This is a genomic window from Roseateles sp. GW821-FHT09H11, assembly GCF_059415845.1.
Genome location: NZ_JBWKOA010000003.1, coordinates 367,261 through 390,226, shown reverse-complemented (window position 1 = coordinate 390,226; position 22,966 = coordinate 367,261). Strand labels below are relative to the sequence as shown.

General features: G+C 68.6%; 21 protein-coding genes. 19 read left to right on the top strand and 2 right to left on the bottom strand.

Annotated elements, in window-relative coordinates; all coding sequences use genetic code 11:
* Positions 1–113: 113 nt before the first annotated feature.
* On the bottom strand, positions 114–938 hold the full coding sequence (gene flgA, locus AC07PR_RS12575; protein ID WP_377161418.1) for a flagellar basal body P-ring formation chaperone FlgA: 825 nt from the start codon (positions 936–938) through the stop codon (positions 114–116).
* Positions 939–1,115: 177 nt separating this feature from the next.
* Here flgA and flgB point away from each other — a divergent pair, with 177 nt between their 5' ends.
* From flgB to AC07PR_RS12490, 17 genes are all read left to right on the top strand, one after another.
* Complete coding sequence (flgB, locus tag AC07PR_RS12570; RefSeq protein WP_377161416.1) at positions 1,116–1,505, top strand: flagellar basal body rod protein FlgB; 390 nt, start codon at positions 1,116–1,118, stop codon at positions 1,503–1,505.
* A 26-nt stretch (positions 1,506–1,531) separates the two neighbouring features.
* Positions 1,532–1,948, top strand: coding sequence for a flagellar basal body rod protein FlgC (flgC, locus tag AC07PR_RS12565; RefSeq protein WP_067276020.1), 417 nt, complete (start codon positions 1,532–1,534; stop codon positions 1,946–1,948).
* Between the two features lie 39 nt (positions 1,949–1,987).
* Complete coding sequence (locus tag AC07PR_RS12560; protein WP_377161414.1) at positions 1,988–2,647, top strand: flagellar hook assembly protein FlgD; 660 nt, start codon at positions 1,988–1,990, stop codon at positions 2,645–2,647.
* 77 nt (positions 2,648–2,724) lie between these two features.
* Positions 2,725–4,128 carry a flagellar hook protein FlgE gene (gene flgE, locus AC07PR_RS12555; RefSeq protein ID WP_377161412.1) on the top strand — a complete coding sequence of 468 codons (1,404 nt, stop codon included), beginning with the start codon at positions 2,725–2,727 and terminating at the stop codon, positions 4,126–4,128.
* A 52-nt stretch (positions 4,129–4,180) separates the two neighbouring features.
* The gene (flgF, locus tag AC07PR_RS12550; protein WP_377161410.1) at positions 4,181–4,909 is read left to right on the top strand and encodes a flagellar basal-body rod protein FlgF; all 729 of its coding nucleotides are present in this window, start codon (positions 4,181–4,183) and stop codon (positions 4,907–4,909) included.
* A gap of 61 nt (positions 4,910–4,970) precedes the next feature.
* Positions 4,971–5,753: a flagellar basal-body rod protein FlgG gene (gene flgG, locus AC07PR_RS12545; protein ID WP_377161408.1), complete on the top strand. Its 783-nt coding sequence runs from the start codon at positions 4,971–4,973 to the stop codon at positions 5,751–5,753.
* 150 nt (positions 5,754–5,903) lie between these two features.
* Positions 5,904–6,632: a flagellar basal body L-ring protein FlgH gene (locus AC07PR_RS12540; protein WP_377161406.1), complete on the top strand. Its 729-nt coding sequence runs from the start codon at positions 5,904–5,906 to the stop codon at positions 6,630–6,632.
* 45 nt (positions 6,633–6,677) lie between these two features.
* A complete protein-coding gene (locus AC07PR_RS12535; protein ID WP_483109282.1) occupies positions 6,678–7,823 on the top strand; it encodes a flagellar basal body P-ring protein FlgI in 1,146 nt (381 codons plus the stop codon).
* A gap of 1 nt (position 7,824) precedes the next feature.
* Complete coding sequence (flgJ, locus tag AC07PR_RS12530) at positions 7,825–8,712, top strand: flagellar assembly peptidoglycan hydrolase FlgJ (RefSeq protein WP_377161402.1); 888 nt, start codon at positions 7,825–7,827, stop codon at positions 8,710–8,712.
* A gap of 62 nt (positions 8,713–8,774) precedes the next feature.
* On the top strand, positions 8,775–10,751 hold the full coding sequence (gene flgK / locus AC07PR_RS12525) for a flagellar hook-associated protein FlgK (RefSeq protein ID WP_483107390.1): 1,977 nt from the start codon (positions 8,775–8,777) through the stop codon (positions 10,749–10,751).
* A 53-nt stretch (positions 10,752–10,804) separates the two neighbouring features.
* A complete protein-coding gene (flgL, locus tag AC07PR_RS12520) occupies positions 10,805–12,052 on the top strand; it encodes a flagellar hook-associated protein FlgL (RefSeq protein WP_483107391.1) in 1,248 nt (415 codons plus the stop codon).
* A 13-nt stretch (positions 12,053–12,065) separates the two neighbouring features.
* Positions 12,066–13,211 carry an EAL and HDOD domain-containing protein gene (locus AC07PR_RS12515; RefSeq protein ID WP_377161393.1) on the top strand — a complete coding sequence of 382 codons (1,146 nt, stop codon included), beginning with the start codon at positions 12,066–12,068 and terminating at the stop codon, positions 13,209–13,211.
* Between the two features lie 215 nt (positions 13,212–13,426).
* Positions 13,427–15,952, top strand: coding sequence for a sensor histidine kinase (locus AC07PR_RS12510; RefSeq protein ID WP_495135499.1), 2,526 nt, complete (start codon positions 13,427–13,429; stop codon positions 15,950–15,952).
* Positions 15,953–16,032: 80 nt separating this feature from the next.
* Positions 16,033–16,365 carry a helix-turn-helix domain-containing protein gene (locus AC07PR_RS12505; protein WP_377161387.1) on the top strand — a complete coding sequence of 111 codons (333 nt, stop codon included), beginning with the start codon at positions 16,033–16,035 and terminating at the stop codon, positions 16,363–16,365.
* A complete protein-coding gene (locus tag AC07PR_RS12500) occupies positions 16,355–16,747 on the top strand; it encodes a HipA N-terminal domain-containing protein (RefSeq protein WP_495135498.1) in 393 nt (130 codons plus the stop codon). The genes AC07PR_RS12505 and AC07PR_RS12500 overlap by 11 nt, the downstream gene beginning before the upstream one ends.
* A 60-nt stretch (positions 16,748–16,807) precedes the next feature.
* Positions 16,808–17,644 (top strand): type II toxin-antitoxin system HipA family toxin, encoded by an 837-nt coding sequence (locus tag AC07PR_RS12495; RefSeq protein WP_495135497.1) that lies wholly within the window; start codon positions 16,808–16,810, stop codon positions 17,642–17,644.
* A 111-nt stretch (positions 17,645–17,755) separates the two neighbouring features.
* Entirely contained in the window at positions 17,756–18,364 is a 609-nt protein-coding gene (locus AC07PR_RS12490) for a response regulator (RefSeq protein ID WP_377161383.1), read from the top strand.
* 45 nt (positions 18,365–18,409) lie between these two features.
* Here the strand turns inward: AC07PR_RS12490 and AC07PR_RS12485 are convergent, their stop codons facing one another.
* Positions 18,410–20,119: a sensor histidine kinase gene (locus tag AC07PR_RS12485; RefSeq protein WP_495135496.1), complete on the bottom strand. Its 1,710-nt coding sequence runs from the start codon at positions 20,117–20,119 to the stop codon at positions 18,410–18,412.
* Between the two features lie 231 nt (positions 20,120–20,350).
* Between AC07PR_RS12485 and AC07PR_RS12480 the strand changes: the two genes are divergently transcribed.
* Both AC07PR_RS12480 and AC07PR_RS12475 read left to right on the top strand, forming a co-directional pair.
* On the top strand, positions 20,351–20,758 hold the full coding sequence (locus AC07PR_RS12480; RefSeq protein ID WP_483107396.1) for an Hpt domain-containing protein: 408 nt from the start codon (positions 20,351–20,353) through the stop codon (positions 20,756–20,758).
* Positions 20,755–22,962 (top strand): putative bifunctional diguanylate cyclase/phosphodiesterase, encoded by a 2,208-nt coding sequence (locus AC07PR_RS12475; protein WP_483107397.1) that lies wholly within the window; start codon positions 20,755–20,757, stop codon positions 22,960–22,962. The genes AC07PR_RS12480 and AC07PR_RS12475 overlap by 4 nt, the downstream gene beginning before the upstream one ends.
* The last annotated feature ends 4 nt before the right edge of the window (positions 22,963–22,966 follow it).

Genomic DNA, 22,966 nt, shown 5'->3' with positions numbered 1-22,966 from the left:
CTCCATGGGCCCGAGGACTTCCGGATCCCTTCCATTAGCGGGTTTATCGACCTGCCTGGACGGAACTTGAGGGGCGAGCTTCACAAATTAGACAGATCTCTCGGTGAAGGGCATCACAGTACCACCTCCACCCGTCGTTCACCGATCGTACGCCCGGTGGCCATGCGGCCATTGTCGAAACGTACACGGACATCCTGGCCTTCCAGCCCGACGCCCATCGCCTGGCCTTCGCCGGCGATCGCATAACCGTCGCCGGTCGCCATGACCTGCACCCGGTCGCCCGGCTGCACCCATTGGCGCAGCTTCAGGTCCACGGATCGCAGTGCCTGACCGGCCGCGACCGGTTTTGCCAGATGACGTCCGAGCCAGCCATCCGTTTGGGTATAGATGGCGCCGGCCTCACCGGCAATATCTACTTCGGCCAGCCGGAGATGTTCTTGAGTCAGCAGCGTGCCGGTCGGCAGGTCCGCCGCCGCGACGAAGGCCTGGCCGTAGACCTTGATGGTCAGCGGCAGCGTCACATTCCATTTGGTCACGCCGGCCACGCAGCGCAGCCCCAGGCGGCTGCGGCCCCACATCCTGGTGCCGGGCGGCAGGTAGGGCTGGATCTGCGCGCACGGCGCCAGGCGCAGTCGCGGATCCAGCTTGCCGATCTCGATCTCCACGCGGGCCTGGTTCGGCGCCACCTGGCGGGCGCCGGCCATCGCCAGCGTCTGCAGACGGTCTTCCAGCGTCGCGTCCAGCGCGCCGAGGCCTGAGCCCCCAGGTTCGCTAATCGAAATGTTGGGCGCTACCGCGACCTGCACGGGCGCCGCGGGCTGCGCATCGGCCTCGTCCACGAGCCCGAACATCAGCCACACGGACATCAGCGCGCCCGCCAGCAGGGCGGGCAGCGCCTGCGCGTGGCGGGCATGGGTGGAGTGGCAGCTTTGCGGCATGGGTCGGAACTGTACGGATCCGGGGCTCGCCGATGGCTTCGAAATGCGCCGGGATCACCCGTCTTATCGCGCTCATGTTTTCGGACCTGCTGAACACAATGCTCGAACGTGACAAAACCGGGTGACAGCCAACGGGCCGCGTCCCGATGCCCCCGCCCCGTCCGAAGGAGAAACGAGATGCTGAACAAACTGACCGACGCGATGAGCTTCCAGTCCCAGGCGCTGACCCTGCGGGCGGAGCGTCAGCGTCTGCTGGCCAGCAACATCGCCAACGCCGACACCCCCGGCTACCAGTCCAAGGACATGGATTTCGCCAAGGCGCTGCGCGCGGCGACCTCCCCGGCGGCCAATCCCTCGGATTCCAACCAGACCCTGACCCAGCGCACGCAGGCCGCGCTGCAGAGCAGCCTGAGTTCGATGACCAGCATGGACAGCAACACGGTCGACATGGACCGCGAGCGCGCCAGCTTCGCCGACAACACGGTGAAGTACGAGGCCTCGCTGCGATTCCTGAACGGCTCCATCCGCACCATGCTGGATGCGATGAAGTCGCCGAACGCCTCCTGATCGAGCGCTGAAGCAAGGAGCCCGTCATGTCGATGTTCAGCATCTTCCACATCAGCGGCAGCGCGGTGAGCGCGCAGAGCCAGCGCCTGAACGCGGTCGCCAGCAACATGGCCAACGCGGACACCGTCGCCGGCCCGGATGGCCAGGCGTACAAGGCGCGCCAGGTCGTCTTCCAGAGCGTGCTGGCCCAGAACGGCACGGACCAGACCGACGTCGGCGTGCAGGTGGTGGGCGTCCAGGAGAACCAGACCCCCGGCCGCCGCATCCACGATCCCAGCCACCAGCTGGCCGACGCCGACGGCTACGTCACGTACAGCAACGTCAACAGCGTGGAGGAGATGGTCAACATGATCTCCGCCTCCCGTTCGTACCAGAACAACCTCGAGGTCATGGGCACCGCCAAGTCGCTGCTGCTCAAGACCCTGCAGATGGGCCAGGGCTGATCGCCCGCTCCTCCCGAATAACCGAACGGAACGCCCTTCATGGACTTCACCGCCCTGAACGCCAACACGAAGACCGGCGCCGCCTCGAACACGGCCGCCGCGAGCGCCACCGGCACGAGCGCGCAGGAAACCTCGGACCGCTTCCTGAAGCTGCTGGTCGCGCAGCTGCAGAACCAGGACCCGATGAACCCGATGGACAACGCCGCCGTGACGACGCAGATGGCGCAGATCCAGACGGTGACCGGCGTGAGCACGCTCAACAGCAGCATCCAGGCCCTGGGCAGCCAGTTCGGCCAGATGCAGGCGCTGCAGAGCGTGAGCCTGGTCGGCCGCGACGTCACCGTCCCCGGCAACAAGATCAGCGTCGCCGACGGGAAATCCACGATGAGCTTCGACCTCGGCGGCGCCGCCGACGCCGTCAAGCTGGAAATCCTCAACGGCGCCGGCGAGGTGATCTCCACGCAGGACCTCGGCAAGATGAAGGCCGGCATGCAGTCCTACACCTGGGACGCGTCCAAGGCGACCGAGACCACCAACCTGAGCTTCCGCGTCACGGCGACCAATGCCAGCGCCCCGGTCACCGCGACCACCCTCACCCGCGACACGGTGCGCGCGGTGAATACGAGCGGCGCCACGCTGCAGCTCGAACTGAAGAATTCCGGCCTGGTCGATTACGACAAGGTCCGTTCGCTGGGCTGATCCCAGCATTTCCGCCCTCAGCCCCGCCCCCCGCTTGACCCCGCAGATTCGCGCCTGAATCGCCCAAGGACACGACCATGAGCTTCCAACAAGGCCTCTCCGGACTGAATGCTTCCAGCAAGAACCTGGAAGTCATCGGCAACAACATCGCCAACTCGCAGACCTACGGCGCCAAGTCGTCGCGGGCCGAGTTCGCCGACATGTACGCGGCCTCGCTCAACGGCGCCGGCACCAGCGACGTCGGCATCGGCGTGCAGGTCCAGACGGTGGCCCAGCAGTTCACGCAGGGCAACATCTCGATCACCGAGAACCCGATGGACCTGGCCATCAACGGCGCCGGCTTCTTCCAGGTGTCCGACGGCAAGAGCCCGACGGTGTACACCCGCAACGGCCAGTTCAAGGTCGACAAGGAAGGCAACATCGTCAACAACGATCAGCTCAAGCTGATGGGGTATCCCGCCGACGCCAACGGCGTGATCCAGCCCGGTCTGGCGCAGGGCCTGAAGCTGCCCACCGGCGGCATCGACCCCAAGGTGACCAGCGACATCAAGATGGAGTTCAACCTGGACTCCCGCGCCGGCCCGACCGCCGCCTACGACCTGACCGATCCGGCCGACCCGAACTCGCCCAAGATCGACAAGACCGGCATCACGCTGAACGACCCGACCTCGTACAACAACGCGACGTCGATGACGGTGTACGACGCCAAGGGCCAGCCCACCGCGCTGACCATGTACTTCCAGCGCGCCAACAACGACGACGCCAACGGCAACACCGTCTGGAACGTCTACCTGACGGCCAACGGCAGCGCCGTGCAGTTCGACTCGCAGGGCAACCCGATCGAGACCGACGACGGCACCGCCAAGGGCAACCCGCTGACGCCGTTCACGCAGATGACCTTCCTGCCCACCGGCGGCAAGCCCGTCTCGCCCGGCCCGAGCGAGTTCCTGAACCTGAAGATCCCCGCCGGCACGAACTCGCAAGGCGCCCCGACGCTGCCGATCCCGGCGCCGCCGGCCGACCCGTCCGATCCGTCGGTGCAGGGCATCAGCTTCGACCTGCGCTCCGCGACCGAGAACGGCTCCAACTTCGCCGTCACCGACCTGAACCAGAACGGCTACGCGCCGGGCCAGTTGGTCGGCATCAAGCTGGAAGACAACGGCATCGTCACCGCCCGTTATTCGAACGGTGAATCGAAGCCGGCCGGCCAGGTCGAGCTGGCCAACTTCCGCAACCCGCAAGGCCTGCAGCCGCTGGGCGGCAACGTCTGGGCGCGCACGAATTCGTCGGGCGATCCGGTCGTGGGCGTGCCGGGCGACGGCAACCTCGGCTCGCTGACCCCCGGCGCGCTGGAGGAATCCAACGTCGACCTGACCTCCGAGCTGGTGAACATGATGACCGCGCAGCGCGTCTACCAGGCCAACTCGCAGACCATCAAGACGCAGGACCAGGTCCTGCAGACGCTGGTGAACCTGCGCTGATGCAGGCACCGGCGTCCTGACCCATCCCGTTGCCGATCGCTGAGGAGTTCCGATGGACCGCATGATCTACCTGTCGATGAGCGGCGCCCAGGCGGCGATGTCGCGCCAGGACGTGCTTTCCAACAACCTCGCCAACGCCAACAGCAACGGCTTCCGCGCCGAGCTGCAGGCGTTCCGCGCGGTGCCGATCCGCGGCGACGGCTCGTCCACCCGCGCGTTCGCGCTGGAGACGACCACCGGCCACGACCTGACCGCCGGCCCGATCACGACGACCGACCGCAACCTGGACGTCGCCATGAAGGGCAAGTCCTGGATGGCCGTGCAGGCGCTGGACGGCACCGAGGCCTACACCCGCGCCGGCTCGATGGACGTCGACCAGGACGGCGTGCTGCGCATGCGCAACGGCCTGCAGGTGCTGGGCGACGGCGGCCCGATCACCGTGCCGCCCAACTCGACGATCTCGATCGGCGACGACGGCACCGTCGTCGCCAAGGCCGACGGACAGCGTCCGGTCAACATCGGCCGGATCAAGCTGGTCACCGAGGACGGCCGCTTCACGCGCCGCGACGACGGCCTGTTCATCGCCGACGGCGGCGATCCGCTGCCCGCCGACCCCGCCGCCCGCCTCCAGTCGGGCGCCCTCGAGGGCTCCAACGTGAGCCCGGTCGAGACCATGGTCGGCATGATCGCCGCCGCCCGCCAGTTCGAGCAGCAGATGAAGATGCTCTCGATCGCCCAGACCCACGGCCAGGCAGCCTCCAAGCTGCTGTCCGACAGCTGATCCGACTGCGCACAGCTCGCAGCGCGGAACCGCTTCAGCAACAGGATTCAGGAGACTTCAAATGCTTCGTTCGCTCTGGACCGCCAAGACCGGCATGGAAAGCCAGCAGACCCAGCTGGACGTGATTTCCCACAACCTGGCCAACGTCTCGACCAACGGCTTCAAGAAGTCGCATGCGGTCTTCGAAGACCTGATGTACCAGACGCTGCGCCAGCCCGGCGCCAACAACACCGAGCAGACCACGCTGCCCACCGGCATGCAGGTCGGCCTGGGTTCGCGCGCGGTCGCCACCTCGCGCAGCCATTCGCAGGGCAGCCTGACGCAGACGTCCAACTACCTGGACGTCGCCGTCAAGGGCAACGGCTTCTTCCAGGTGCAGATGCCCGACGGCACCACCGCCTACACCCGCGACGGCAGCTTCCAGCTGGACGCCAACGGCCAGGTCGTCACCAACAACGGCAACACGGTGCTGCCCGGGATCATCGTCCCGGCCGACGCCAAGTCGCTGACCATCGGCGCCGACGGCACGGTGAGCGTCACCACCGCCGCCAGCGCCACGCCGACGACGCTGGGCCAGCTGCAGCTGGCGAACTTCATCAACCCGCCGGGGCTGGAGTCGCTGGGCGGCAACCTGTACGCCGAGACGGTCGCCTCCGGCACGCCGCAGACCGGCGCGCCCGGCCAGAACAGCCTGGGCACCGTGCAGCAGGGCTTCGTCGAAACCTCGAACGTCAACGTCGTCGAGGAACTGGTCCAGATGATCCAGACCCAGCGCGCCTACGAAATGAACTCGAAGGCGATCCAGACCACCGACCAGATGCTCCAGAAGCTGTCGCAGATCTGACCGGACTGACGGGCTCACTTCGGTCGATCGGGCGCGCATCGCCCGGGCGACGATGAGGGTCCCATCGTCCAGATCCCGCCGGCCCCGCGCGGCGCACCCACCCGGTGCCAAGGCCGGCGTCCCGACACGCCGCGAATCCAGGAGTTGTTCATGCATTCGTTCCCGTCCTCGCCCCTGTTGCCCACGTCCAGCCTCGCCCGATCGGCGATGCGGCTCAGTGCCTGCGCCACCGTGCTGGTTCTCACCGCCTGCTCGACGATGTACCCGCAGCCGCGCGTGGACATGCAGCCCGCGCCGGTGGTGAAGATGCCGGAGCCGATCCCGGCCTCCGCCAACAACGGCGCGATCTACCAGAACGCGAACTACCGGCCGCTGTTCGAGGATCACCGCGCCCGCCTGGTCGGCGACATCGTCACCGTCACGATCACCGAGAAGGTCAGCGCGACGCAGAAGTCGAGTTCCGAACTCGACAAGAACGGCGCCATCGGCGCCAGCGTCAGCGCGATTCCCGGCATCGCCGCCAACTCCTTCGGCGGCGGCCGCGCCGAGCTGACGGGCTCCTCGTCCAACAAGAGCACCGGCAAGGGCACGAACGAGAACACCAACGACTTCTCCGGCACGATCACCGCCGTCGTCACCGGCGTGCTGCCCAACGGGCACCTGCTGATCTCGGGCGAGAAGCAGGTCGGCGTGAACGCCAACGTGGACGTGCTGCGCTTCTACGGCCAGGTCGACCCGCAGTCGATCCGCCAGGGGAACATCGTCGCCTCGACGGCCATCGCCAACGTCCGGGTCGAGCAGCGCGGTCGCGGCGCCGTCGCCGACGCGCATGGAATTGGCTGGCTATCCCGCTTCTTCTTGAACCTTTCGCCCATTTAAGTTTCCCCACAATCGGTCACACGAGTCTGCAACCGTGTGACCGAGATGTACCCCAACACCCTCCCCCGCTTCTTCTCCCGCTCCCCTCGCCTGCTGGCCTCCGGCCTGCTCGCGCTGATGGCCCTGCTCGCGATCGCGACGCCGGCCGAGGCGACGCGCATCAAGGAAGTCGCTGCGGTGCAGGGCGTCCGCTCCAACCCGCTGACCGGCTACGGCCTCGTTGTGGGCCTGGACGGCACCGGCGACCAGACCACGCAGGCCCCGTTCACGGGCCAGAGCATCACCGCGATGCTGCAGCAGTTCGGCGTGCTGCTCCCGCCGGGCGTGACCATGCAGCCGCGCAACGTCGCGGCGGTGATGATCACCACCTCGCTCCCCCCGTTCGCGCAACCCGGCCAGCCGCTGGACGTCGTCGTCTCGTCGATGGGCAACGCCAAGAGCCTGCGCGGCGGCACGCTGATCGCCACGCCGCTGCGCGGCGCCGACGGCCAGGTCTACGCGATCGCCCAGGGCAACCTGGTCGTCGGCGGCGCCGGCGCGTCCGCGGGCGGTTCCAAGGTCCAGATCAACCACCTGAGCGCCGGCCGCATCCCCGGCGGCGCGCTGGTCGAGCGCAGCGTGCCCACGCCGCTGCAGCAGAACGAGTGGCTGCAGCTGGACCTGAACGCCTCCGACTTCGGCACCGCGCGCGCCGTCGCCAAGGCCATCAACAAGTTCAAGGGCGAAGGCACGGCGATGGCGCTGGACGGCCGCGTCGTGAAGGTCCGCGCCCCGCTGGCGCCGGACGCGCGCGTCGCCTTCCTGGCCGACATGGAGAACCTGAGCTTCGACCAGGAGATCCCGTCCGCCCGCATCGTCATCAATGCCCGCACCGGCTCGGTCGTCATGAACCAGGCCGTCACGCTGCAGCCCTGCGCGGTCGCGCACGGCAATCTGGCGGTGACCATCTCCAGCACGCCGCAGGTCAGCCAGCCCAACGCGCTGTCCGGCGGCCAGACCACGGTCACGCAGAAGACCGACATCTCGATCAAGCAGGAGCCCGGCTCGCTGATCCAGCTGCCGGCCGGCGCGCGCCTGAACGACGTCGTCAAGGCCCTGAACACGCTGGGCGCCACCCCGCAGGATCTGCTGGCGATCCTCCAGGCGATGAAGAGCGCCGGCGCCTTGAACGCCGAACTCGAGGTGATCTGACATGGCCCTCTCCACCCCCCTCAGCACCGCGCTCGGCATGGGCGTCAACGGTCTCTCGTCGGACACGCGTTCCGTCGAGCAGCTCAAGGGCACCGCGTCGCGCGACCCCAAGGCCGCCGTCAAGGAAACCGCGCGCCAGTTCGAAGCCCTCTTCATGCAGGAAGTGATGAAGAGCATGCGCCAGGCCACGATGAACAGCGGGATGATGGAGAACTCGGCGACCCAGATGGGCGGCGAGATGCTGGACCAGCAGTACGCCGCGAAAATGACCGGCCTGCCCGGCGGCCTGTCGCAGGCCATCGAGCGCCACCTGCAGCGCCAGCTGGGCGTCAAGGACGGCGAGCTGCCGACCGCCAAGGACGCGACCAAGGTGCCGCAGCTGCCGGCGCTGGCCGTCAAGAACGTGCAGCCGCACGTGCAGGACTTCATCCTGAAGCACGACGCCGCCGCCAAGTCGGCGCAGGCGTCGACCGGCATCCCGGCCAGCTTCATGATCGCGCAGGCCGCGCACGAGTCCGGCTGGGGCAAGCGCGAGATCCTGAACAAGGACGGCTCGAGCAGCTTCAACGTCTTCGGCATCAAGGCCGGCGCCAACTGGACCGGCAAGGTGGCCGAGGTGCAGACCACCGAGTACGTCGACGGCAAGCCGACCAAGGTGACGGCCAAGTTCCGCGCCTACGGCAGCTATGAAGAGGCCTTCAAGGACTACGCCAAGCTGATCGGCAACAACGACCGCTACCGCGACGTCGTCGCCAAGGCCAACACCGGCAGCGCCGAGGGCTTCGCCAAGGGCCTGCAGAAGGCCGGCTACGCCACCGACCCCGACTACGCGACCAAGCTGGCGCGCACGATCAACACCACGATGCGCGTGCAGCGCGCGCTGGCCTGATCGCGCGCCCCTGAGTACGTCCTGCACGCCTAGAACGCCCAGGAAAGACCGAGGACCCCGCCATGAGTACCTCCCCGCTGCTGTCGCTCGGCATGCGCGCCATGTACGCCAACCAGGCGGCGCTGCAGACCATCGGCCAGAACATCGCCAACGCGAACACGCAGGGCTACTCCCGCCAGGAAGTGGTGCTGACCACGCCCGAGGGCCAGTTCACCGGCGCGGGCTACTTCGGCAAGGGCGTCAACGTGCAGACGGTGACCCGCTCGCACAACGAGTTCCTGACCCGCGAGGCCGCGGCCGCCAAGTCGCAGGCCTTCGCCGACACGACGATGCAGTCGCAGCTGGCGCAGCTGGAGAAGCTCTTCCCCACCGGCTCGGACGGCCTGGGTCAGTCCGCCAACGACTTCCTGAACGCGCTGGTCGACGTGGCCAGCCGCCCCTCCGATCCGTCGGCGCGCCAGGTCGTGCTGGGCAAGGCGCAGGCGCTGGCCGCGCGGTTCCAGAGCGCCGGCCAGCAGCTGGCCGACCTGCAGTCGGGCGTCGTCAGCGACATGAACGCCGACGTCAAGCAGGTCAACGAGCTCGCCAAGCAGATCGCCGCGGCGAACGACCAGATCGCGCGTTCGGCCGGTACCAGCCACACGCCCAACGACCTGCTCGACAAGCGCGATCAGCTGATCTCGCAACTGAGCCAGTACGTGCAGGTGAGCACCGTCCCCAACGCCCGCGACGGCACGACCGGCGTGTTCATCGGCGGCGGCCAGGTGCTGGTGCTCGGCGGCCAGGCGCAGCAGCTGTCGGTCACGCCCGACCCGTACGACGGCGCCCGCGCGCAGCTCTCGATCACCGACACCAGCGGCACCCGCGCGCTGGACGACAGCACGCTGACCGGCGGCTCGCTCACGGCGATGCTGCGTTACCAGAACACCCACCTGCAGGACGCCCGCAACCTGCTCGGCCAGATGGCGACCGCGATCGCGACGCGCGTCAACGAGCAGCAGAGCCTGGGCATCGACCTGAAGGCGCAGGCCGGCGGCCCGCTGTTCACGATCGCCAATCCGACGGTGCTCCCGGCGGCGACCAACCGCGGCGACGCCAAGCTCAGCGCCGCCGTCACCGACGGTGCGCTGGTGCCGGCGCTGTCCTTCACGGTCACCCCGGACCCGACCGGCACGCCCGACAGCTACCAGATCGCGGTGCGCCCGGGCGGCCAGCCGACGATCATGAGCAACGACCAGATCAAGGCGGCCTACGGCATCAGCCTGTCGACGACCGGCACCATGCAGCAGGGCGACAGCTTCCTGCTGGAGCCGGTGGCCAACGCGGCGGGCAGCTTCAAGCGCGCGCTGGACGATCCGGCGGGCCTGGCGGCGGCGTCGCCGATCATCGGCACGACCAACATCAACAACAAGGGCACGGCGACCGTCGACACGCTCTACGCGATCAACGACAAGTTCGACAAGAGCAAGCAGCCCGCGACCGTCGAGTTCGGCGCCGTCAACGCCGACAACAGCATCAACTACACGATCACGCTGTCGGACAACACGCAGGTCAGCGGCACCTGGAAGGCCGGCGGCAAGATCGGCAACGATCCGGCCAACGGCGTGGACCTGGGCTTCGAGCTGAGCCTGAACGGCGTGCCGCGTGAGGGCGACAAGATCGCGCTGCAGGTGTCGGACCAGGTGGTCGCCACCAACAACGGCAACGCCAAGGCCTTCCTCGCGATGCAGAGCGAGCCCTTCCTGGGCAAGCAGCTGCAGGTCGACGGCACGCTGTCGCGCGGCCAGACCGTCAACGAGGCCTACGCCGCCGCGATGGCCGACATCGGCTCGCGCGTGCAGGGCGCGGATTACCTGGCGCAGGTCTCCACCACGGTGGCCTCGGACACGGAGCAGACGCGCTCCAGCCAGGCCGGCGTCAACCTCGACGAAGAGGCGGCCAAGCTGATGCAGTTCCAGCAGGGCTACCAGGCCGCCGCCAAGATGCTGCAGGCCGCGCAGAGCCTGTTCGACCAATTGCTGAGCGTGGTCGGCCGCTGACGCGACCGGCTACCGATAAGCGACCGATCGCCTGAACACTGAAGGACGCAGCCATGCGACTCTCGACCAACAACATGTTCGACACCAGCATCGCGACGCTGCAACGCCGCCAGCAGGAGATGCAGGAGGCGCAGCAGCGCCTGACCAGCGGCAAGCGCGTCGAGAAGGCCAGCGACGACCCGACCGGCGCCGCCCGCGCCGAGCGTGCGCGCACCTCGCTCGGCCAGGTCGACGCGAGCCAGCGCGCGCTGGACGCCAGCCGCAACAGCATGACGCTGGCGGAAAGCGCGCTGGGCGACGCCAACGAGCTGATGCAGCAGATCCGCGAGACGCTGGTCGCCGCCGGCAACGCCAGCTACAGCGATCCCGAGCGGCAGGGCCTGGCGACCAAGGTCCAGGGCCTGCGCGACCAGCTGCTGTCCATCGCCAACCGCACCGACGGCGCGGGCGGCTACCTGTTCTCCGGCCAGGGCACCTCCGGCACGCCCTTCCTCGACAACCCGGTTCAGCGCGACGCGTCGGGCGCCCGCATCGGCGGCGGCGTCGGCTTCGAAGGCATCTCCGGCAACGTCACGACCGGCAACCTCGAGAACTACCCGCTCAGCGTCGACGGCCGCCAGGCCTGGGAGCAGGCGCGCAGCGGCAACGGCACCTTCGAGACCGGCCCCGCGCCCAACGCGCTGACCGGCAAGGCCTCGACGGGCTACATCGACTCCGGCCGCGTCACCGATCCCGCGCTGGTGACGGGCGACAGCTACAGCATCGTCGTCAGCGGCACGGCCCCGGCGCAGACCTACACGGTCTTCAACGAATCCCAGGGCCACGTGCCGGTCGCCAGCGACAACTACGCCGCCGGCCAGACCGTCAAGTTCGACGGCATGGCGATGACCATCGCCGGCGCGCCGTCCGACGGCGACACCTTCAGCGTCAAGCCCTCGACGGCGGACCTCAAGCTCTTCGAGGTGCTGGACCGCACCATCGAATCGCTCAAGACCACGGGCCGCACCGGCCCCGAGATCACGCAGTCCAACCTGGTGAACCTGCGCGACCTGGACGCGGTGATGAACAACCTTGCCAACGTGCGCAGCCAGGTGGGCGAGCAGATGAACAACCTGGACGGTTCGGAGTCCCGCCTGCAGACGCTCAAGGTTTACAACCAGGCTGAGCAATCTGCCGCAGAGGATCTGGACATGACCCAGGGCATTTCCGACTTCCAGAATCAGCAGACGGGCTACGATGCGGCGCTGAAGACCTACTCGATGGTGCAGCGCATGTCGCTGTTCCAGTACATCAACACCTGATGCGCCGATCTGCATGAACTCGACACACGCCGTGCTGGGCCAAGTGGCCCTGGGGTACGCGCCCCTGGTTTCCAAGTCCTTCGACATCGAGGCCACCCGCGTCACGGTGTTCGCGCTTCGCCCCGAAGGCACGCCCGACGCGGGCGAACTGCTGGCCGCGCTCGCCGAGGCCTTCCCGACCAAGGCGGTGCTGCTGAACGTGGCGCACGAAGGCCTGCTCAAGGGCCTGCTGGCCGCCCCGCTGCCGGGCAATTTCAAGATTGAGGTCCCCGCCTTCCTGCTGTCCGACGCCGACCTGGCCGCCCAGGCGCAGGCACGCGGCGCGCTGCTGAAGGGTCGCTCCGACGCGGCCGGCTTCAAGCAGTTGGTGCTGGACCTGCAGGAGCTCGGCGGCGGTCCGCTGCCGGCGGGCAAGTCGGTGCTGGTCTCCGGCGCCCGCAACGGCGGTGATTTCAAGCAGGCGCTGGATGCCGGCGCGGCCGGCGTGCTGGGCTGGACCGTGCACGGCGAGTTCGAGGCGCCTACCGCCCCGGCTGCCCGCAACGACTCGCAGGCCGACCTGCAGGTGATCGTCGAACTGATGTCGCGCGTCGACCAGGGCGAGGACGTCGAGCGCCTGGAGCAGACGCTCAAGCGCGACCCGAGCCTGGCCTTCAAGCTGCTGCGTTACATGAATTCCGCGGCCTTCGGCCTGTCGGTCGAGGTGTCCTCGTTCCGTCACGCGATCATGCTGCTGGGTTATGCGCGCCTGCGCCGCTGGCTGGCGCTGCTGCTGGCCACGGCCAGCAAGGATCACGCGATGCGCCCGGTGATGTTCGGCGCGCTGCGCCGCGGCCTGGTGATGGAAGAGCTGGCCAAGAGCATGACGGACTCCGAAGTCCGCGACGAGATGTTCATCTGCGGCCTGTTCTCGCTGCTGGACCACATGCTGAAGCAGCCGTTCGAGAAGCTGCTGCAGTCGATCCCGGTGCCCGAGCGCGTGCGCCAGGCGCTGGTCGACCAGAGCGGCCCGTACAAGGGCTACCTGGACCTGGTGCAGGCGATCGAGAACGAATCGGTCTTCGACGTCCGTGCCGCGCTCGACACGCTGATGCTGGGCCCGGACGAGGTGAACCACGCCGTGCTGCGCGCGCTGCACAAGGCCTCGCAACTCGAATGAGAAGTGGGCTCCAAGCCCACTGCAACGAGGCCTCGCCGGCAACCCCGCGAGGCCTTTTTCATTGCAGTCCCCGGTCGCAAAACCGTGGAAGTAGGACGGCGGTCCGGGACGGCAGGTCGCAGGGTTCTGGCGCTTGCCGCCAGGGCCCTGCGACCTGGCGGCCAACGCTCAATCCGTTGCAGATAGGCGGCCTCCACCCGGCATAAACTCGGCCCGTGTCGACGCAACTCCCCCTCGCCTCCCCCGATCTCGACGCGCTGCGCGCGCTGCTGACCGCGCGCGGCCTGGCGCTGGCCGACCTGCTCGCCGGCTTGTGGGAAGGACCGTGGCCGGCCTTCGTCCTGGACGCCAAGGGCCAGGTCTTGCTGACCAATGCGCGGCTGCAGGGGCTGATGGGCGAGGTCTCCCTGAAAGGTGAGCACCTGCTGCCCAGCGGCAAGGCGCAGGAGCTGCGTCTGGTCGACGACCAGGGCCGCGATCACCTGCTGCAGGCCTGGGTGCATCCGCTGGACGGCGGGCTGGGCCTGGCGCTGCTGCAGGACCACAGCACCGAACTCGCGGCGCGGGAACGCGCGGAACGGATGCAGTCGGAGATCGACCAGTGGCTCGACCTCTGTCCCCTGCCCGCGCTGATGCACGACGACCAGGGCCTGCTGCTGCGCTTCAACGGCGCATTCGCGGCGCTGTGCCGGCGGCTGAGTCCGCAGATGCCGATCAGCCTGCACGAGCTGCCGCCCGAGTGGCGCGATCTCCTGCATGCGAAGGCGCCGGAGTCGGGCCAGGAAACGCACCGCAACGCACTGCTCGCGCCGCCCGGCGATCGTCGACGCTGGATCCGCGTGCGCGCGCGCCGGCTGAGCGGCCCGTGGACGCGACCGCGCACGCTGGTGATGCTCGAGGATCGCAGCGCGGAGCAGGATCTGGAGCTCGCGCAGCAGCAGTTGCAGACCTTGATGGACACGGCTGGCGTCGGGCTGGCGACCTTCCAGGCGGAAGGCGGCTGGTCGCGGCCCGGCACCGGCGCGCCACCGCCGCCGCCGGTCCCCGGCGACGAGGGCATGCGGCCGGCGCCCGCATTGCAGGGCGTCAACCGCGACATGGTCGAGCCCGAATCGCGCGCCGAATACGAGAAGCTCCAGCAGGCGCTGAAGCAGGCGACGCCGACGGTGGCACGCTACGCGGTCCGGCATCCCGAGCACGGACTGCGCTGGCTGATGACGCGTGTCGAGATCGGCCAGTTGGCCTCGGGCCAGAAGACGACCTCGGTGCTGACCGTCGACATCACCGATCACCAGCAGGCGCAGGAGCGCAACGAGCTGCTGCAGCATTCGCTGAACCTGCAGACGGAGCGCGAGCGCGCAGTGCTCGATTCGGTGCTCGTGGGCATCGTGACGGTGGGCCGGCAGGGCATCGAATGGATGAACCGCTCGGCGCGGCGGATGTTCGGCGGGGACCTGCCGGAATTCGCCGGGCAGCCGATCAGCAGCGTCGCGACCGAGGCGCCGGATCATCCGTTCCGCCAGACGCATTACCTCGACGACTTGCCCGAGGGCCAGGCCGAGACCTTCGAATGCCGCGTGGTCGCGCGCGACGGGCGGGAGTTCTGGGTGGTCGGCAACGCCGTGGCGACGGTCGGGCCGGACAGCTCGCGCCAGCTGACCTACGCGCTGCTCGACATCGAACGCCGCCGCCAGGCCGAGGCGCAGAGCCAGCAGGCGCAGGCCTCGCTGCACCGGATCATCGAGGCCGCGCCCATCGCCATCAGCCTGCACGACGCGCGCACGCTGCAGGTGCGCCAGATCAACCAGGCCGCCGCGGCGCTGGCCGGCCGGCCGGAGGAAGAGCTGCTGGGCGCGAGCCTGGAAGCGCTCTTCGGCAGCGGCGACGAGGCGGAGACGATCCGCTCGGACATGGAATTCGCGCTGCAGAGCAGCGAGGTGCTGCAGCGCGAGTACCGGCTGACCGTTCGCGGACAGGCGCGCATCTGGGACGCGCGCCTGCTGCATCTGGCCGGCGTCAACGACGCCAGCGGCGAGCTGGAGCCGGAGCAACTGCTGCTGGTCGCCACCGACGTGACGCAGCAGCGCGCGCAGGAAGCCGCCCGTCTGGAGGCCGCGATCGCGCAGCGGGAGCTGCTGGTGCGCGAGGTCCACCACCGGATCAAGAACAACCTCCAGGGCGTGGCCGGACTGCTACAGCAGATCGCGGCGCGACGGCCCGAGGTGCGGACGGTCATCAACGAGGCCGTCGGCCAGGTGCAGGCAATCGCGCAGGTCTACGGGCTGCAGGTGGGCATGTCGGGACCGCTGCGGCTGCGCAAGGTGGTCGAGGCGGTAATGGGCTCGGTGCAGCGGATGTTCGGACGGGAGATCCTGGTCGAGATCGACGGCGCGATGGCCGAGCAGTCGCACCGCTGGGGCCTGCCCGAGGCCGAGGCGATCCCGATCGCGTTGACGCTCAACGAGCTGTTCACCAACGCGGTGAAACACGGCGGCGAGACGCCGGTGCGCTGCGAACTGCGCTTCGATCCCGAGCAGGTGGTGCTGCGCATCGTCAACCAGGGGACGCTGCCGGCGGGATTCGACCTCGCGCAGGTGCGCGGCGGCGTGTCCGGACTGGGTCTGGTGCGCGCGCTGCTGCCCAGGCGCAGCGCGCTGCTCGGCTTGACGCAGGACGGCGATCAGGTCGTCTGCGAGCTCAGCCTGTGGCCGCCCGGCGTGCAGTTGCTGGAGGCGCTATAAAGCCCTTTATTAAACCAATTAAACCGCTTTTATTTCCATAAATACGGCACTAGGCTAATATTCCACGAAGGAGTCATTTCGTGAGAACGCCGGCCAGACCCTATCCAGACGCACTCATCGCCCAAGCCAGCGCGCTTGGCGCGCGAGTCCGTGCCGCACGCACTCGTCGCGGTTGGCGCGTGGAAGACCTGGCCGCCCGGGCGGACCTGTCGACAAAGTCGATCGCGGCGATTGAACGCGGAGACCTCGGCACTGGATTCGGCGCCTATCTACGCGCGCTCTGGGCGCTCGGACTCAACGAACAGATCGATGTGGTCGCGGATGCTGGTCTGGACCACACCGGACTCACGCTCGAACTCGGCGCACATGGCCGGCGCGTGCGTGTGAGAAGAGCTACCGACAATGACTTCTAAGTCCGCCTACGTCTGGTGCTTTCTACCTGGGGAAACGCAACCGACGTTGTGCGGCCGGTTCACGCACGAGGCCGTTGCGAATGGATCGGCTCAAGGAGCGTTCGTCTATGGTCGTCGCTATCTGGAACGCAACGACGCCTTGTCAATCGATCCAATTGCTCTGCCGTTGAACGACTCCCCAAAGACAACGGCATCGCTCGGCGGACTCTTCGGTGTCATCGCCGATGCATCCCCAGACGACTGGGGCCGCTATGTCATCGATCGCGCCTACGGTCAGCAATCGTCGCCGATCGACTACCTGCTGAAATCGCAACAGGATCATGTCGGTCATCTGGCGTTCAGCGAATCTCCAGAGCGGTTGCCTGAATGGCTTGATCCTTAAGATCGGTCCTGGCTTGAAGATGCGTGTCATGTCGTATCAGCGCTCGATCTCCAACGTCCCTTGCCACCGGGGCTGGAGCGCCAGTTGTTGCCCAACACGGGCCTCGGCGGCGCGCGACCGAAGATCACCATTGCCGACGGCCGTCAGCAGTGGCTGGTGAAGTTCCCGTCGCGGCGCGACTCGGCGCAAGCGCCGATGGCACGGTTGGAAGCCGCGGCGTTGACGCTCGCGAGCCGATGCGGCATCCGGGCAGTCGTCCATGAAGTGGTCTCCATCGCGGACCTCGACGTGCTGCTCGTGCGACGCTTTGACCGCACCGCGCGCGACGGGGGATGGACACGCGATGCATTCCTCAGCGCGCGCACCTTGCTGGCCAGCGGGGAATCGACCCAGCGCTACAGCTTCTTCGGCTCGTATCCTCGGTTTGCGCGCGAGTTGGGTCGGCTCTCCGCGCGCAGCGCGGCAGACCGCCGCGAGCTGTTCCGGCGCATGGTGTTCAACGCCGTCGTCGGCAACGGTGACGATCACGATCGGAATCACGGCATGCTGGCGGACGAGGAACGTCCCGACGCCTTCCGCCTCGCGCCCGCCTACGACATCGTCCCTGCGCTGCGGCCTCCCAGGGTCCGTCAACAGGCGTTGGGCGTCGGCGATCTCGGCGCGTGGGCCACGCGCGAAAACATGCTGTCCGCCGCCACGAGCTTCGACCTCGACGAGGCGGGCGCCAGCGCCGTCATCGACGAGGTCGAAGAGGCCGCGCTCGATCAATGGGCGCAGAGTTGCCGTGATCAGGGACTGTCCGCCGCATCCGTGTCGGCACTCTCCGCGTGTGTGCAACGCATTCCCGATTCGCACGTCGACGGCAGCGCTTCGCCCGGCCCGCGGGGTCGGTTGTGACCACCCGAAACCGGGGTCCCGCCCCTGCGGACCCGTCCACGGCATTTCGGTGACAATCTCCAGTCCCCCGTTGATCGGGGTTGCCTTGGATTCGGGAGCAGCGTGGACAGCGTGAGCAAGGACGTGGGCGCGAGCGGCAAGGGCCGCATCCTGGTCGTGGACGACGACCGGCTGGTGCTCGCCACCCTGACGCACGGCCTCGCCCAGGCCGGCTACGAGGTGCTCGACGCCGACAACGGCGACGACGCCATCCTCATCGCGCGCCAGCACCGCCCCGACCTCGCGTTGCTCGACATCCGCATGGAAGGCATGACCGGCTTCGACGTCGCCGGCTACCTGCGCGACTACCTGCAGCTGCCCTTCATGTTCCTCTCGGCCTTCGCCGACGAGGCCACCATCGCCAAGGTGAAGGAACTCGGCGCCCTCGCCTACCTCGTCAAGCCGCTGGACATCCACCAGATCGTCCCCGCCGTCGAGGCCGCCTTCGCCAACCGACCCGCGCGCACCGTCGCGGCCCCGCCGGCGCCAGCCGTCGAGCCGAGCGCGTCACTCGAGGTGATCGAGGCGATGGCCTTGGGCGTGCTGATGCACCGCTACTCGCTGACACGCGCGCAGGCGCTGTCGCGCCTGGAGCGCATGGCCGCGGAACAGTCGGTCGAAACCGGGGAACAGGCCCGACGCATCGTCGAGGCGGTCGAGCAGCTCGCGCTCGGGAGCTGATCCGCCCGGCGGCTCATCCCCCGACGGACGCGGATCTGTCGCCGCTCAGTTCGGCAGCGTGAAGTAGAACCGGGCGCCCTGCCCGACTTCCGACTCCGCCCAGATGTCGCCGCCGTGCCGGCGCACGATGCGCCGCGCCGACGCCAGCCCGACGCCGGTGCCCTGGAAATCGCTCGCGCTGTGCAGCCGCTGGAACACGCCGAAGAGGCGGTCCGCGAAACGCATGTCGAAGCCCGCGCCGTTGTCGGTGACGACGAACACCCGCTCGCCCTGGCGCTGCTCGGATTCGAAACGGATCTCGGCGTGGTCGCGCTTGCCGCTGTACTTCCAGGCGTTGCCGAGCAGGTTCTCCAGCACCATCCGCAGCAGCGTCGGATCGCCCTGCACGCGCAGGCCCGGCTGAACCTGGGCATCGACCGCACGGTTCGGGGCGCCGCGGCGGAGTTCGTCCAGCACCTGCGACGCCAGCAGCGACAGGTCCACCGTCTCGTGCCGCAGCGCCTGCGACGACAGGTGCGACAACGCCAGCAGCGAGTCGATCATGCTGTGCATCCGCGTCGACGCGCCGAGCACCCGGTCCAGGTGGTCGTTGCCGGCGCGGTCCAGCAGCCGGCCGTAGTCTTCCTTGAGGATGCGGGTGAAGCCTTCCACCACGCGCAGCGGCGCGCGCAGGTCGTGCGACACGGTGTAGCTGAACGAGGCCTGGTCGGCCCGCGCCTGCTCCGCGGCCTGCATCGCGAGCGCCGCCGGCACGGTCTCGACCGCGCCCTGCGGCCAGAGCGTCAGCAGCGTGCCGCCGCCATGCGGCAGCGCCGTCAGGCACAGCCACCAGGCGCCGCACGCGCTGCCGGATTGCAGGTCGGGCTGCGCCAGCGCCTGGCGGAGCTCCTCGGGCAATCTTTCCTCGCAGGCGCGCCACAGCTGACCCCGGGCTTCCGAGCCGCCCATCATCTGCGCGGCCGCCTCGTTGAAATCGATCAGGCGCGTGGACGACCCGGACCCGCCGCCCGCGCCGCCGCCGTCGCTCAACAGCCAGGCGGGGCCGGGCAGTGCCTGCAGCCAGTCCGTCGTGGCGGTGGGGACAGCCCCCGCCGAGGCGCCCGACGGTGCCGTGTCCGGACTCGTCGCCGACGCTTCGTCGAGCACGCGCGCCGCGCCGAGATAACCCGCGAATCGGCCCGCGGCGTCGGTCGTCGCCTGGCCGCGCAGTTCCCAGCGGCGGCCCTGACCGTCGACGACACGCAGGCGGTCGAAGCTCTGTCCCGGCTCGACATGGCGACGCACATCCGGCAGCAGGCCGTCCGGCGGTGAATCGTCCGGCCCCGGGGACAGGACCGGCAAGGACTGGAAACGTTCCCACAGCCGCTGCGTCACCGCGCCGTTCATCGCCGTGCCGGCCCAGCTCGAGGCGGGCGCGCCCTGCGGCGCCTGCCAGCGCACGAGGTGGTGTTGCGCGTCGGTCTGCCAGAGCCAGTCCGGCTGCAGCTGCGTCAGCGACAACGCCTGCTGCCGGCTCTCGCGCAGCAGCTCGCCGAATTGCGCCCGCGCCAGCCGCACCGCGAGGTGCCAGGTCAGCGCGGCCACGAAGATCATCAGCGCGGCGCCCGCCATCACGGCGGTCAGCACCAGGCCGGGGCCGGTGGGCTCGAGGTTGAGCGCCAGCAGGAGAAGCAGGACCACGACCGCCAGCCCCAAGGCCAGCGCGGCTCCCTTCCATGGCCGACGGCGCGCCGCGGCTTCCCCCAACCTGTTCATGCGGACCATTGTAGGCAGGCAAGCGCTGACCCCCGGGCCTCGAACGCGGGGCGGGGATGCCCGGCGCTTCGCGTCAGGCGGCATGGATGCGACACCCACCCCAGGACTTACCCCGAGCGGCGTCTCCAAGAACACCAGAATTGACTGCTTTTTCGCACGCTCGCATCCTTGCGGTGAACGACAATGGTCTGCAACTCCGCGTGGAACCTCCTGCGGCGCCATGATCAGAAGATGTCACCAGACTACGCCACGACCATGCCCTCCCGGACACAGCCCGAACCCGCCGTGCTGGACGATCAGGCGCTCGCCCGTCTGCGCGAGTTGGACCCGGCCGGCGTGAACCATCTGCTGGAACGTGTCGTGGCCGCCTTCCTGAAGTCGCTGGATCAACAGGAGCAGATCCTCGCGCAGGGGCGCGACGCGCCCCGCGACCTGAACGCACTGCGCCACGTGGCGCACACCCTGAAGTCCGCCGCGGCCAGCCTGGGCGCGACGGTGCTGTCGCAGCGCTGCGCCGAGATCGAAGGCCTGGCCCGCGCCGGTCGCGAGGACGGCCTGGCCGACCTCATCGGGACCGTGCTGGACGACATCGCCGCCGCCCGCCTCGCCATGCAACAACTGCTTCACCCCCCACGATGAGCCGCGTCGTGAAGGAAGGCGAACTGATCGAACGGCCGCGCGTCCTGCTGGTGGACGACGACGCGGTCAACCTGATGCTGATCGAGGCGGCGCTGCAGGAACACGGCTTCGAGGTCACCGCGCTGACCGGCGGGCAGCAGGCGCTGCAGCTGGTCACGCAATGGACGCCCGAACTGATCGTGCTGGACGCGCTGATGCCGGATCTCGACGGCTTCGAGACCTGCGAGCGCCTGCGCAACCTGCCCGGCTTCGAGAACGCGCCGATCCTGATGCTGACCGGCCTCGACGACGAGGCCTCGATCAACCGCGCCTACCAGGCCGGCGCGACCGACTTCTTCGTCAAGTCCACCCAATGGCGGCTGCTGGCCGGCCGGCTGCGCTACATGCTGCGCAGCTCGCGCACGCGCCAGGAACTGGAACGCAGCAAGTCCAAGCTGGCCCGCGCGCAAGACCTGGCCCGCATGGGCAGCTTCGAGTGGCAGACCGGCCACGGCTTCAAGCTGGCCAACGAGGCGCTGCGCGTCTTCGGCCGCGGGCCCGCCGATCCGCTGGACTTCATCGGCGTGATGCGCATGGTGCCGCGCGAGGAGCGCCTGCTCTTCATGCGCCTGCTGCGCGACGTGGTCGCCCACAACTCGGTGCTGGTGACCGACCTGCCGTTCACGCTGCTGGACGGCCGCAAGCGCGTCATCCACATCGAGGCCGAGCCCGAGTTCAACGAGCACGGCAACGCCTGCGGCTACACCGGCGTCATCCAGGACGTGACCGACCGCCGCATGGCGGAGGACCGCATCCGCGAGCTGGCCAACTTCGACGCGCTGACCGGCCTGCCGAACCGCCGCCAGCTGATGTGGCGCGCCGAGCGCGCCATCGAGGCCGGCCGTCGCATGGGTCATGAGGTCGGCCTGCTGCTGATCGACCTGGACCGCTTCAAGGTCATCAACGACACGCTGGGCCACGCCGCCGGCGACGACCTGCTGATGGAGGTCGGCCGCCGCCTGCGTTCCTGCGTGCGTCACAGCGACCAGGTGATGGAGGGGATGCTGGAATCGGTCGGCACGCGCTCGCACCGCACGCTGGAGGCGGTGGGCCGCCTGGGCGGCGACGAGTTCGTCGCGCTGCTGCCCGAGGTCGGCGACGAGAGCGATGCCGAGCGCGTCGCCCAGCGCGTGCTGGACGCCCTGCGCGAACCCATCTTCATCGCCGGCCAGGAATGCTTCGTGACCGCGTCGGTGGGCATCTCGCTCTACCCGCGCGACGGCCTGACGATGGCCGACCTGCTGCGCAACGCCGACGTCGCGATGTACGCGGTCAAGAACCAGGGCCGCAACGCGTCGGCGCTGTACTCGCCGATGCTGGCGGGCCGCGGGCGCGAGAAGCTCGAGCTCGAATCTGCGCTGCACAAGGCGATCGAGCGCGACGAGCTGGTGCTGCATTACCAGCCCAAGATCGACGTCCGCACCGCCCGCATGGTCGGCGCCGAGGCGCTGATGCGCTGGCGGCGCGGCAACACGCTGGTGCCGCCGGGCGACTTCATCCCGCTGGCCGAGGAGACCGGCCTGATCGTGCCGCTGTCCGAATGGGCGCTGCGCGAGGCCGCGCGCCAGGCCAAGGTCTGGCAGCTGAATTTCGGCTTCAGCGAATCCATCGCGGTGAACCTGCCCAACCGGCTGTTCGAGCGTTCGGACCTGGTCGAGCACATCCACCAGTTCGTCAGCCAGTGGGGCGTGCCGCACCGCGCGATCCAGCTCGAGATCACCGAGACCGGCCTGATGAAGGACCTGCAGAGCGTGATCCCGTCGCTGCACCGGCTCAACGAGGTCGGCGTCGAGATCTCGATCGACGACTTCGGCACCGGCTACTCGTCGCTGGCGTATCTGACGACGCTGCCGATCTCCGAAGTGAAGATCGACCGCAGCTTCGTCCGCGACCTGGGCATCACGCCGCAGAGCTCGGCGGTGGTCACCGCGATCATCGCGCTGGCGCGCTCGCTGGGCCTGCAGGTCATCGCCGAGGGCGTCGAGACGCTGCGGCAGATGGAAGTGCTGCGCAGACTGGACTGCAGCCTGATGCAGGGTTTCCTGTTCAGCAAACCGCTGCCGCCGGACGACCTGGAGCGCTGGCTCGCGCAGACCGTGCTGCCGCGCAAGGCTCCCTGGATCCTGCCGACGTCCGACGCCGGCGAAGACCTTCCGACACGCTGATCCC

Coding starts and splice junctions, on each gene's coding strand:
- flgA (WP_377161418.1), bottom strand. CDS start 938: ATGCCGCAAAGCTGCCACTCCACCCATGCCCGCCACGCGCAGGCGCTG.
- flgB (WP_377161416.1), top strand. CDS start 1,116: ATGCTGAACAAACTGACCGACGCGATGAGCTTCCAGTCCCAGGCGCTG.
- flgC (WP_067276020.1), top strand. CDS start 1,532: ATGTCGATGTTCAGCATCTTCCACATCAGCGGCAGCGCGGTGAGCGCG.
- AC07PR_RS12560 (WP_377161414.1), top strand. CDS start 1,988: ATGGACTTCACCGCCCTGAACGCCAACACGAAGACCGGCGCCGCCTCG.
- flgE (WP_377161412.1), top strand. CDS start 2,725: ATGAGCTTCCAACAAGGCCTCTCCGGACTGAATGCTTCCAGCAAGAAC.
- flgF (WP_377161410.1), top strand. CDS start 4,181: ATGGACCGCATGATCTACCTGTCGATGAGCGGCGCCCAGGCGGCGATG.
- flgG (WP_377161408.1), top strand. CDS start 4,971: ATGCTTCGTTCGCTCTGGACCGCCAAGACCGGCATGGAAAGCCAGCAG.
- AC07PR_RS12540 (WP_377161406.1), top strand. CDS start 5,904: ATGCATTCGTTCCCGTCCTCGCCCCTGTTGCCCACGTCCAGCCTCGCC.
- AC07PR_RS12535 (WP_483109282.1), top strand. CDS start 6,678: ATGTACCCCAACACCCTCCCCCGCTTCTTCTCCCGCTCCCCTCGCCTG.
- flgJ (WP_377161402.1), top strand. CDS start 7,825: ATGGCCCTCTCCACCCCCCTCAGCACCGCGCTCGGCATGGGCGTCAAC.
- flgK (WP_483107390.1), top strand. CDS start 8,775: ATGAGTACCTCCCCGCTGCTGTCGCTCGGCATGCGCGCCATGTACGCC.
- flgL (WP_483107391.1), top strand. CDS start 10,805: ATGCGACTCTCGACCAACAACATGTTCGACACCAGCATCGCGACGCTG.
- AC07PR_RS12515 (WP_377161393.1), top strand. CDS start 12,066: ATGAACTCGACACACGCCGTGCTGGGCCAAGTGGCCCTGGGGTACGCG.
- AC07PR_RS12500 (WP_495135498.1), top strand. CDS start 16,355: ATGACTTCTAAGTCCGCCTACGTCTGGTGCTTTCTACCTGGGGAAACG.
- AC07PR_RS12485 (WP_495135496.1), bottom strand. CDS start 20,119: ATGAACAGGTTGGGGGAAGCCGCGGCGCGCCGTCGGCCATGGAAGGGA.
- AC07PR_RS12480 (WP_483107396.1), top strand. CDS start 20,351: ATGTCACCAGACTACGCCACGACCATGCCCTCCCGGACACAGCCCGAA.
- AC07PR_RS12475 (WP_483107397.1), top strand. CDS start 20,755: ATGAGCCGCGTCGTGAAGGAAGGCGAACTGATCGAACGGCCGCGCGTC.